This window comes from Salifodinibacter halophilus (assembly GCA_012999515.1).
In the GTDB taxonomy this organism is placed as follows: Bacteria; Pseudomonadota; Gammaproteobacteria; order Nevskiales; family Salinisphaeraceae; genus Salifodinibacter; species Salifodinibacter halophilus.
The window spans coordinates 1-232 of the sequence record JABEEB010000799.1 but is presented as its reverse complement, the minus strand read 5'-3'; the positions used below and the strand labels follow the sequence as shown (position 1 = coordinate 232).

Sequence of the window (232 nt, the reverse complement as noted above, 5' to 3'; positions counted from 1 at the left end):
ACGGCGAAGGCGTGCTGGCCGGCGCGATCAATTTCGTGCCCAAGAGCGCGCAGCTCGACGGCCGCAACGGCGAAGTGCTGCTCGGCTACGGCAGCCACGGCAGCTTGCGCCTGGGCCTGGACGGCAACGCGCCGCTGAGCCCGACCCTGGCCGCGCGCGGCGTGCTCAGCGCCAACCGCAGCGACGGCTACGTCGACGACACCGCCTCGCAGGCGCAGGCCTTCAGCGGTTC

Annotated in this window: 1 protein-coding gene; it reads left to right on the top strand. The window is 72.8% G+C overall.

The window, feature by feature from the left end; genetic code table 11:
* Nucleotides 1-232 (top strand): TonB-dependent siderophore receptor (locus tag HKX41_13790; protein ID NNC25205.1); only part of this gene is annotated, 232 nt, incomplete at both ends.